Below are 11,109 nucleotides of genomic sequence, written 5' to 3' on the forward strand. Positions count from 1 at the left end.
CACAACGAGTTCGTGGGCGGCCAGGACTACACCGACAGCATCACGGTGGCGACCGCGGACGGCACCAGCAAGGTGCTTACCGTCACCATGCACGGCACCAACGATGCGGCGGTGATCACCGGCAGCAGCACCGGTTCGGTGACGGAAGATGCGGTGTTCAACGCGAGCGGCACGTTAAGCGCCACCGACCCTGACGCAGGCCAGAGCTCGTTCCAGGTGCACGATGGCAGCAATCCGATCGCGGGCACATACGGGTCGTTGACCATCGATGCCGCCGGCAACTGGGTTTATACGCTCAACAATGGCGCCGCCAACGTTCAGGCTCTGAACTCCGCGGACCATCCGCACGATCAGATCCATGTAACGTCGGTAGACGGCACTGATCATATCATCGACATCACGGTGAACGGTGCCGATGAACCCGTGACCAACCATGCGCCGAGTGCCCCGGTCTTCGTTCCAAGCTCGACGCCATCGCCGGATGGACAGGCTCCGAGCCTAGGCTCGTTTGTTTCGACAGATCCCGATGCCCAGGACACCGTCACATTCACGAGCACTTTCACACCCGGCCCCAACAGCAACGGCTCGGTCTCCGTTTCCAGCAGCGGCTCACTGATTGTCAACGTGCCAACGGGACAGATACTGACCGGGACGCTCACAGTCACCGCGACCGACAACCATGCTGCTTCTTCGTCGCCGCAAACTTTCAATGTCTGGATCGGCAACGGCAGCAGCGGCGGAAACGGGGATGACGGGATCGTTCTCAGCAGCACGAATCCCAACATAGCGGACGGTCGTGCCGGCACCGACGGGCTGACAGGCTCCAGCGGCGTCGACTACATCTTCGGCGGAAGCGGCAACGATACGATCAAGGGCCTTGGTGGCGCCGACTGGTTGAGCGGCGGAGCCGGGGATGATCATTTCCGATTCGAGGCGGTAACAGATTCAACCCATGCGGTCTTCGACACCATTCTCGATTTCCAGCATGGGACGGGCGCGTCGGGTCACGACTTCATCGACTTTGCGAATGCCCTTGGCCTGACCACAACCGGCACGGTCTCGGCAGGAAATCTGGCCGCTCATACCGTTGCCTGGCAGAGCGATGGGAGTGGCAACATGATCGTTTATGCCAATACCGGAAGCTCGACCGAGAGTGTGACAGGTGGCGCCCACATCATCGAAATCCACTTGATGGGGGTCTCCACGCTCAGTGCCAGCGATTTCAACCTGCACGCCTGACAGGCACGAAAAATGGCAGAGGGCGGCAGGTAAGATGATGCAGGGCCTCTCTCCCCTCAAGCTTGTGCTCTCTCGCTGCCGCGGCGGTTTCGCCGCGGTGGCGGGGTTCAGCTTCGTCATCAACCTGCTCGTGCTCTCGACCTCGATCTATATGTTGCAGGTCTATGACCGCGTGCTGCCGGGCCGCAGCGTCGAGACGCTTGTCTACCTGACGCTGATTGCTGCGGCGGCACTGGCTGCAATGGGCGCGCTCGAATTCTTCCGCTCGCGGCTGCTGGTGCAGCTCGGCACCTGGATCGACCGTGTGCTGTCGCCGCAGGTACTGGGCCGCGGGCTTGAGAACGCGTTGCGCGGCTCCTCCTACCGCACCGAGGCGCTGCGTGACCTCGCCACGCTGCGTGGCTATCTCGGCGGCGGCGGCATCATGGCGCTGTTCGACGCGCCGTGGATGCCGCTCTATCTCGGCTTCATCTTCCTGCTTCATCCGCTGCTCGGGCTTCTGGCGCTGGGCGGCGCCATCGTGCTTTTCTGCCTCGCCCTTGCCAACAACGCGCTGACGGCGGGCACGCTCAAACAGGCCAATGCCGCTTCCGCGCGCGCCTACCAGGCGGCGGATGCCGGTTTCCGCAACGCCGAAGTCATTGACGGGATGGGCATGGGCGGCGTGCTCGCCCGGCGTTGGGATGCGGCCAATGCGTCCGTGCTCGCGCTGCAGACGACGGCCAGCGACTGGGCCGGCCTGATCAACGCCTTCACCAAGCCGTTCCGGATGTTCCTGCAGGTCGCGGTGCTGGGGCTCGGCGCCTGGCTATCGCTGCGCCACGAAGTCTCGCCCGGCGCCATGATCGCGGCCTCGATCATCATGTCGCGCGCACTCGCGCCCGTCGAACAGGCTATCGCCACCTGGAAGCAGACCACCGCCGCGCGCGAGGCCTGGCGTCGGCTGGACCGGATGTTCGAGGCTCCTTCGCTCCGCCCGCCGGGGATGGAATTGCCGCGCCCGCAGGGGCGGCTTTCGGTCGAGGCTGTCGCTTATACGCCAGCCGGCGCCAAGGAGCCCGTACTGAGGAACCTCTCCTTCGTCGTGCCGCCGGGCCAGGTGCTTGCGGTCATCGGGCCGTCGGCGGCAGGCAAGTCGACGCTCGCCCGCCTGATCGTCGGCATGCTTTCGCCGCAGCAGGGCCGGCTTCGGCTGGACGGTGTCGATGTGTTTTCCTGGAACCGAACCGACTTCGGCTCATATGTCGGCTACCTCCCCCAGGACGTCGAACTCTTTCCCGGCACGATCCGCGAGAACATCGCCCGCATGGAGCAGGGAGACCCGGCCGAGATTGTGGCCGCCGCCCGGATGGCCGGCGTGCATGAGATGATCCTCAAGCTCCCGAACGGCTACGATACCGAGATCGGCGAACAGGGTTCCGTGCTTTCCGGTGGGCAGCGCCAGCGCATCGGACTTGCCAGGGCGCTCTATCGCCGTCCGGCGCTGGTGGTGCTGGACGAGCCGAACTCCAATCTCGACGCCGTCGGCGAGGAAGCCCTGAACCAGGCGATTGCCGCGATGAAGGAGGCAGGTTCGACCGTGGTGATCGTCGCCCACCGCCCGTCGCTGATGGTGAACGTCGATTGCGTCCTGGTGCTGAACGACGGCCAGCCGCAGATGTTCGGCCCGCGCGACGGCGTGCTTGCGCAACTGCGCCGTCCCGAGCAGCAGTCCGCCGCGCCGCAGGTCCGGGTCGTCAGCTCCGAAAGGACTGGGTCATGACGGAAGCCGCGCTGTCGTTGAAAATGCCGCCGCCACCGCCCGCTTGGCCGGCGGTACGCGCCCATGTCTTCGGCGGCCTGACCGTCATCGGCCTGCTGTTCGGCGGCTTCGGCGTCTGGGCGGCCACCGCGCCGCTGACGAGCGCGGCGGTCGCGCCCGGGGTGGTGAAGGTCGACAGCAATCGCAAGACCATACAGCACCTGGAAGGCGGCATTATCCGGGAGATCCTGGTCCGGGAGGGAGACCTGGTCAAGCAGGGTCAGATACTGGTCCGCCTCGACGGGCTCGATGCGGAGTCCGATCGCGATGCCGTGCGCGGCGAACTCGATTCCGCGCTGGCCGGGGAAGCCCGCCTGATCGCGCAGCGCGACGGCCTGAGCACGATTCCTTTTCCGGCGGACCTGTCGGCCCGGCGAAGCGTACCGGCCGTCGCCGAGGCCATGGCCGGACAGGAGCGCATCTTTCGGGACCAAGCCAAGGTGCAGGCATCGGAGGTCGAGGTCTGGCAGCAGCGGATCGCCCAGTACCATGCCCAGATGTCGTCGCTCGCCGCGCGCGTTGCGGCCTTCGAGGTCCAGCTGCCGTCTCTGCGGGAAGAGTTGGCGGATGCCCGCACACTCCTCAAGAGAGGCTACGGGATTAAGTCGCGGGTGCTCCAGCTGGAGCGGCAGATCCTCGCGGTCCAGGGCGAGGCAGACGCGAACCGGGCGAATATAGAAAGCCTGCGGCAGCAGGTCGCCGAGGCCAATGCGCAGATCGATAATGGCCGGCTTTCGTATATCAAGAAGGCCGCCGAGGACCTTCGTGACGTTCAGACCAAACGCTCCGAGCTCGAAAAGGCGCTTCAGAAGACCGGCGCACGCGCGGCGCGCCGGGATGTCGTCGCGCCGGAGGACGGGGTGGTGATGAACCTTCGCTATTTCACGCCGGGCGGAGTTGTACCGCCGGGGGGCATCATCCTCGATCTCGTTCCGGACCAGGACAAGATGGTGCTGGACGTCAAGATTCAGCCGCTTGACATCGATGTCGTTCGCCCCGGCCTGCCGGCGACGGTGCGGCTCGTTGCCTACAAGCAGAGAACCACGCCTACGGTGGAAGGCGCGCTCACCCGTGTGTCAGCCGACGCCGAGGTCGACGAGCGCAGCGGGGCGACGTTCTTCCGGGGGACGGTCGAGGTGGGCGCCGATGAACTCAGGAAGCTTCCGCAGGTGAAGCTATATCCGGGGATGCCGGTGGACGTCTCCGTTGTCACCGGCAAGCGAACCATGCTCGAATATCTCTTCCAGCCGGTCGCCGACAGTTTTGCTCATGCCTTCAGGGAGGATTGAGAGCGCCTCGAGCCTATGATTGCGCAACAGCATTCTCGATCGGGAGGCTGCGCGCGATGGGTGGAGACGGCGGCCATTGGGTCGCTGAGACGGGCGATCAGCCGCTTGGCGTCGAGCAGCCGGTCCAATGCCGCGCCCGCCGCCGGCCCTTCCGCCTTGGCGTGGTACTGCTCGCAGAAGCGCCGGAAAGCGCGAACTATTCCGGCGCGATCATTCAGGATGAACAGGCTCTGCCTGATCCGATCGATTGCCGCATTGCACAAATCCGGTCCGCCTGCACAATAGGCGCATGTCCGCCGGTTCGTTGACCATCCTTGTTATCGACGAGAACCGCATCCGCGCCTCGATCATCGAGGCCGGATTGCGGGACGCCGGCCATCGGCATGTCACCGTGGTCCATGACGTGGCCGGCATCGCCAAGCGCATCGCCGAGCTCGAGCCGGATGTCATCGTCATTGATCTGGAAAATCCGAACCGCGACATGCTGGAGAACATGTTCCAGCTTTCGCGCGCGGTGAAACGGCCGATCGCCATGTTCGTCGACCGCTCCGACCAGGCCTCGATCGAGGCGGCCGTCGATGCCGGTGTGTCCGCCTATGTGGTCGACGGGCTGAAGAAGGAGCGCATCAAGCCGATCCTCGACATGGCGATCAGCCGCTTCAACGCCTTCTCGCGCATGGCGCGCGAACTGGAGGAAGCGCGCAGCGAGCTCGAGAACCGCAAGGTCGTCGATCGGGCCAAGGGAATATTGATGAAGTCGCGGGGCCTGAGCGAGGAGGCGGCTTACGCGCTTCTGCGCAAGACCGCCATGAACCAGAACCGCAAGATTGCCGAGATCGCCCAGAGCCTGGTGACGGCGGCGGGGCTTTTGGGTCCGCTGGAGGGCGAATGAGCACGACGCATGAGATCACCGCCGGCTTCATGCCGCTGTTCGACAGCGCTGTCCTGGTCGCAGCCGGCGAGATGGGCTTTGCCGCCCGCGAGGGCGTAGAGCTCAAGCTCAATCGCGAGACGTCCTGGGCCAACATCCGCGACCGCATCGCCATCGGCCATTTCGACGTCGCCCACATGCTTGGGCCAATGCCGCTCGCCTGCAGCCTCGGCCTCACGCCGCTTGCGTCGGAAACCATCGTGCCGTTCTCGCTCGGGCTCGGCGGCAACTGCATCACCGTGTCCAACACGCTGTGGGAAGGCATGGCGGCGCATGGCGCCACGGCTGATCTCGATCCGGCGCGTGCCGGGGCGGCGCTCGGCGCTTTGATCCGCGAGCGAGCTGGCGCCGGCCGCGAGCCGCTGCGCTTCGCCGTCGTGCATCCGCACTCGGGCCATAATTACGAGCTGCGCTACTGGCTCGCCGCCTGCGGCATCGATCCCGACCGCGACATCGAGATCGTCATCGTGCCGCCGCCCTTCATGGCTGATGCATTGGCGGCGGGCCGCATCGACGGCTATTGCGTCGGCGAGCCCTGGAACAGCGCCGCCGTGGCGGCCGGCACCGGCCGCATCGTCGCCGTCAAGGCGCTGCTGTGGCGCAACAGCCCCGAAAAGGTGATCGGCGTGCGCAGAAGCTGGGCCGAAGAGAATCCGGACGCGCTGGCGGCGCTCTTGAGGGCGCTGTATCATTCCGCCCGCTGGTGCCAGGATCCTGCGAACCGCGGTGAGCTGGCCGCGCTGATGGCAAGATCCGCCTTCCTCAGCCAGCCGGAGGCGATCCAGATGCCGGCGCTCACCGGACGCCTTCAGCTTGGCGGCGGCGCGGAACGGAGCGTGGAGGATTTCTTCCTGCCCTTCGACAAGGCGGCGAACTTTCCCTGGAAGAGCCACGCGCTCTGGTTCTACACGCAGATGGTGCGCTGGGGACAATTGCCGCACACGCCGCAAAATCTTGCCATCGCCCGCGACTGCTACCGGCCCGACCTTTATCGCTCGGCGCTGAAGCCGCTCGGCGTGGCGCTGCCGGGCGCCAATGCCAAGGTCGAAGGGGCCTTGAAGACGGCGACGCCGGTCGGCTCGGCAGGGGCAAGCCTCATGCTCGGCCCGGACGGATTTTTCGACGGCCAGATTTTCGATCCGGACAGGATCGATACCTATATCGCGGGCCAGAAACGCACCTGATCGTTTGCGCGCCATTCTTGTGCATTGCACAAAAATTATGCTGCATGTCTATGCCGTTGATCAATGTTTGACCGCGCCGCCGCTCGGCGTGGCCGAGGGTCAAAACTCCCAATTCGTTGATTTTCCGTGAGTTTCAGGTTCCGCGCGAAACTGGCACGCTTCGTGCTTTGAAATAATCGAGCCCGCTCGCGGGCAATGGAACAGGCGTCCAATGGCGGGCGCCACAGGCAAAGCTGCCGCTCAGGTCACCGCGCGATCCCGGATGTACGGACGCGAGAGGCCTGGACGGCAGTTTTTTTCGTTTTGGACCGGAGACGACGATGACCAGATGGATCGGATCCTCGCTCAAGGATTTCACCCGCCGCGATTTCCTGGCGAGCAGCGCGCTGACGGCGGCGCTGTTCATCGCGGCGCTGCTGCTGTTCCCGGCCAATCACGAAACCGAGGGTAAGGGTCCGCAAGTGACCGCGCAAGGCCCGCTCTCGCCGCGCTGACCGATGCCGCGCCTTTGACCAACAGAACACGCGGTGCCTCCCACGCCGCAAACCGGAGCCGACCATGACCGCAAACCTCCCAGCCGCGCAAAGCCAGGACAGTAGCTCCCGGCAGGCGCTTGTCATGTCCACCATCGCCTTCACCGTCTGCTTTGCGGTGTGGACGATCTTTTCCATCATCGGCGTGCGCATCAAGCAGGAGCTTGGGCTCAACGAGACCGAGTTCGGCCTGCTCGTCGGCACGCCGATCCTCACCGGCTCGCTCGTGCGCATGGTGCTCGGCGTCTGGACCGACCGTTACGGCGGCCGCCTCGTCTACACGCTCACCATGCTGGCGGCAGCGGTCGCGACTTTCCTGCTCGCCTTCGCGCATACCTATGGGCAGATGCTGCTCGCCGCGCTCGGTGTCGGGCTAGCCGGCGGCTCCTTCGCGGTCGGCGTCGCCTATGTCTCGCGCTTCTTCCCAGCCGGGAAACAGGGCACCGCGCTCGGCATTTTCGGCGTCGGCAATGTCGGCGCGGCGGTCACTAAGTTCCTGGCACCGCTCGTGCTGCTTGCCTGGGGCTGGCAGTCGGTGGCGCTGATCTGGGCCGCTGCCTTGGTCGTGATGGCGATCGTGTTCTGGCTCACCACCAGCGACGATCCGGTCATCCGCGAACGTCGCGCCGGCAAGGCGATGCCCGCGAGGAGCTTCTGGCAGGAATTCGCGCCGCTGAAGAACCTGCAGGTCTGGCGCTTTGCCTTCTATTACTTCTTTTCTTTCGGCGCGTTCGTGGCGCTGTCGCTCTGGCTGCCGCGCTATCTCATCGGCGTCTACGGCTTCGGCATCGCCACCGCCGGAATGATCGGCGCCGCCTATTCGATCCCCGCAAGCATCTTCCGCGCCTATGGCGGCGTACTTTCCGACCGCATCGGCGCCCGCACCGTGCTCTACTGGACCTTCAGCGTTTGTGCCGTCGCGACGCTTGTTCTGTCTCTCCCCTCGGCAGACTATGTCGTGCGCGGCATCAGCGGGCCGATCCCCTTCCATGTCGAGATCGGCCCGCTCGCCTTCATCGCCGTCGCCTGCGTGCTCGGCTTCTTCATGAGCCTCGGCAAGGCAGCCGTCTACAAGCACATCCCGGCCTATTACCCACAGAGCGTCGGCGCGGTCGGCGGTGTCGTCGGCATGATCGGCGGTCTCGGCGGCTTCATCCTGCCGATCGCCTTCGGCGCGCTGAACGACCTCACCGGCGTCTGGTCGAGCTGCTTCATGCTGCTCTTCCTGATCGTCGTCTCCTGCCTCGTCTGGATGCACGTCACCGTTCGCCGGATGGAGCGCGCGGCCGAGGTCAAGAGCCCGTCCCTTTCCTACGCCGCCGAATAGATCGGAGCTGACCGGATATGAGCGAAAAACTCGTCATCATCGGCAATGGCATGGCGCCGGGCAGGATGCTGGAACACCTGCTGGAGGCAGCACCCGACCGCTACGCCGTGACCATCTTCAACGCCGAGCCGCGCGTGAACTACGACCGCATCATGCTGTCGCCGGTGCTGTCGGGCGAGAAGGAATTCGAGGAAATCGTCATCCATGGCGACGGCTGGTACATCAAGCACGGAATCACGCTCTACAAGGGCCACCGGATCGTCGCCATCGACCGGGAAGCGCGGACCGTCACCTCGGACCATGGCGTGACCGCGAGCTATGACCGGCTCGTTATCGCCACCGGCTCGGTGCCCTTCATCATCCCGGTGCCGGGCAAGGACCTGCCCGGCGTGCTCAGCTACCGCGACCTCGACGACGTCAACGCCATGCTGCTTGCCGCGCAGTCGCGCGCCAAGGCGATCGTCATCGGCGGCGGGCTGCTCGGCCTTGAGGCCGCTGCCGGGCTGAAGGAGCGCGGCATGGACGTCACCGTGCTGCACGTCATGCCGACGCTGATGGAACGCCAGCTCGATCCCGCCGCCGGCTACCTGCTGCAAAAAGCCGTCGAGGCGCGCGGCATCAAGGTTATGACCAAGGCCAACACCAAGGCAATTGTCGGCAATGGCAAGGTCGAGGGTGTCGAGCTTATGGACGGCACGATCATCCCGGCGACGCTGGTCGTGATGGCGGTCGGCATCCGTCCGAACAGCGCGCTTGCCAAGGAAGCCGGGCTGGAGGTCAATCGCGGCATTGTCGTCGACGATCGCATGCAGACGTCCGATCCTGCGATCATGGCGCTCGGCGAATGCGCCGAGGTCGGCGGCCATGTCTACGGGCTGGTCGCGCCTCTTTACGAGATGGCCCGTGTCGCGGCTGCCAGGCTGGCGGATGGCGAGGACAAGCGCTTCGTCCACTCCGACACGCCGACCAAGCTCAAGGTCACCGGCATCGACCTCTATTCGCTGGGCGACTTCGCCGACGGCGACGACCGCGAGGAGATCATCCTTCGCGACGCATCGGCAGGCATCTACAAGCGCGTCGTGCTGCAGGACAACCGCATCATCGGCACGGTGCTGTTCGGCGAGACGACCGACGGCGCCTGGTTCAACGACCTCAAGAAGAAGGCGACCGACATCTCTCAGATGCGGGACACGCTGATCTTCGGACAGGCGTTCCAGGGAGGCGTTTCCTCGGACCCTTTGGCGGCCGTTGCGGCACTGGCGGATGATGCGGAAATCTGCGGCTGCAACGGCGTCTGCAAGGGCAAGATCACCGGCGCGATCACAACCAAGGGCCTGACCGGCCTCGACGACGTGCGCGCCCATACCAAGGCCTCGGCCTCATGTGGTTCGTGCACGGGTCTCGTCGAACAGCTCCTGAAGCTCACGCTGGGCGAGGCCTACAATCCGGCGGCAGTGCAGCCCATGTGCGGCTGCACGACGCTTGGCCACGACGACGTGCGGCGCCTGATCAAGGCGAAGGGCCTGAAGACGATCCCCGCCATCATGCAGGAACTCGAATGGAAGACCTCCTGCGGCTGCGCGAAATGCCGGCCGGCGCTCAACTACTATCTCGTCTGCGACTGGCCGGACCAATATGCCGACGATTATCAGTCGCGCTTCATCAACGAGCGCGTGCACGCCAACATCCAGAAGGACGGCACCTATTCGGTCGTGCCGCGCATGTGGGGCGGGGTGACCAGCGCCAGCGAATTGCGTGCCATCGCCGACGTGGTCGACAAGTTCCGCATCCCGACCGTGAAGGTCACCGGCGGCCAGCGCATCGACATGCTGGGCATCCGCAAGGAGGACCTGCCGGCGGTGTGGGCCGATCTCGGCAAGGCCGGCTTCGTCTCCGGCCATGCCTATGCCAAGGGCTTGCGCACGGTGAAGACCTGCGTCGGCTCCGACTGGTGCCGCTTCGGCACGCAGGATTCGACGGGACTTGGCATCCGCATCGAGAAATTCATGTGGGGCTCCTGGACTCCGGCCAAGGTCAAGATGGCGGTCTCGGGATGCCCGCGCAATTGCGCGGAAGCGACCTGCAAGGATGTCGGCGTGGTCTGTGTCGACAGCGGCTACGAGATCCACTTTGCGGGCGCCGCCGGCCTCGATATCAAGGGCACCGAAGTGCTCGGCCTGGTGAAGACCGAGGACGAGGCGCTGGAGGTGATCGTGGCGCTCGTCCAGATGTATCGCGAGCAGGCGCGCTATCTGGAGCGCATCTACAAATGGGCCAAGCGCGTCGGCACCGCCGAGATCAAGAAGCAGATCCTGGACGACGTCGAGAAGCGCCGCGCCTATTTCGAGCGCTTCGTCTTTTCCCAGAAATTCGCGCAGGTCGACCCGTGGTCGGAGCGCGTCTCCGGCAAGGACAAGCACGAGTTCCGGCCACTTGCCACGGTCGGCTTCGCTGAGGCGGCGGAATGACCAATATGAACTGGATTGCAATCGGCTCCATCGCCGACATCCCGATGCGCGGCGCGCGCTGCGTGGCCACCCCGCAAGGCAAGATCGCGGTCTTCCGCACCGCGGACGACCAGGTCTTTGCCATCGACGACCACTGTCCGCACAAGGGCGGGCCGCTCAGCCAGGGCATCGTCCATGGTGCGGCGGTGACCTGCCCGCTGCACAACTGGGTGATCTCGCTGGAGACCGGCAAAGCGCTCGGCGCCGACGAAGGCTCGGTCAGGACGATCCCGGTCAAGGTCGAGGGTGAACGGCTGTTCATCGCGCTCGAAGCGCTGGCTTCGAAAGCGGCCTGAGG

At 65.1% G+C, this 11,109-nt stretch carries 10 protein-coding genes; all 10 read left to right on the top strand.

Annotated features, from left to right (window positions below; genetic code table 11):
- The coding region (locus tag P9273_RS11640) for a VCBS domain-containing protein (protein ID WP_278049045.1) at window positions 1-1,239 on the top strand (1,239 nt) is incomplete at its 5' end.
- 34 nt (window positions 1,240-1,273) lie between these two features.
- Complete coding sequence (locus tag P9273_RS11645; RefSeq protein WP_278049046.1) at window positions 1,274-3,001, top strand: type I secretion system permease/ATPase; 1,728 nt, start codon at window positions 1,274-1,276, stop codon at window positions 2,999-3,001.
- Window positions 2,998-4,329: an HlyD family type I secretion periplasmic adaptor subunit gene (locus tag P9273_RS11650; protein ID WP_278049047.1), complete on the top strand. Its 1,332-nt coding sequence runs from the start codon at window positions 2,998-3,000 to the stop codon at window positions 4,327-4,329. Before P9273_RS11645 ends, P9273_RS11650 begins: the two co-directional genes overlap by 4 nt.
- A 56-nt stretch (window positions 4,330-4,385) precedes the next feature.
- Window positions 4,386-4,637 carry a hypothetical protein gene (locus tag P9273_RS11655; RefSeq protein ID WP_278049048.1) on the top strand — a complete coding sequence of 84 codons (252 nt, stop codon included), beginning with the start codon at window positions 4,386-4,388 and terminating at the stop codon, window positions 4,635-4,637.
- Window positions 4,619-5,221: an ANTAR domain-containing response regulator gene (locus P9273_RS11660; RefSeq protein WP_278049049.1), complete on the top strand. Its 603-nt coding sequence runs from the start codon at window positions 4,619-4,621 to the stop codon at window positions 5,219-5,221. The genes P9273_RS11655 and P9273_RS11660 overlap by 19 nt, the downstream gene beginning before the upstream one ends.
- Window positions 5,218-6,444: a CmpA/NrtA family ABC transporter substrate-binding protein gene (locus P9273_RS11665; RefSeq protein WP_278049050.1), complete on the top strand. Its 1,227-nt coding sequence runs from the start codon at window positions 5,218-5,220 to the stop codon at window positions 6,442-6,444. Before P9273_RS11660 ends, P9273_RS11665 begins: the two co-directional genes overlap by 4 nt.
- A 320-nt stretch (window positions 6,445-6,764) precedes the next feature.
- Window positions 6,765-6,938 carry a twin-arginine translocation signal domain-containing protein gene (locus P9273_RS11670; RefSeq protein WP_278049051.1) on the top strand — a complete coding sequence of 58 codons (174 nt, stop codon included), beginning with the start codon at window positions 6,765-6,767 and terminating at the stop codon, window positions 6,936-6,938.
- A gap of 64 nt (window positions 6,939-7,002) precedes the next feature.
- Window positions 7,003-8,304 (top strand): MFS transporter, encoded by a 1,302-nt coding sequence (locus P9273_RS11675; protein WP_278049052.1) that lies wholly within the window; start codon window positions 7,003-7,005, stop codon window positions 8,302-8,304.
- Between the two features lie 17 nt (window positions 8,305-8,321).
- Window positions 8,322-10,772, top strand: coding sequence for a nitrite reductase large subunit NirB (gene nirB, locus P9273_RS11680; protein WP_278049053.1), 2,451 nt, complete (start codon window positions 8,322-8,324; stop codon window positions 10,770-10,772).
- A 5-nt stretch (window positions 10,773-10,777) separates the two neighbouring features.
- A complete protein-coding gene (gene nirD / locus P9273_RS11685) occupies window positions 10,778-11,107 on the top strand; it encodes a nitrite reductase small subunit NirD (protein WP_278049054.1) in 330 nt (109 codons plus the stop codon).
- The last annotated feature ends 2 nt before the right edge of the window (window positions 11,108-11,109 follow it).

The organism is Mesorhizobium sp. WSM4935 (assembly GCF_029625735.1).
GTDB lineage: Bacteria > Pseudomonadota > Alphaproteobacteria > Rhizobiales > Rhizobiaceae > Mesorhizobium.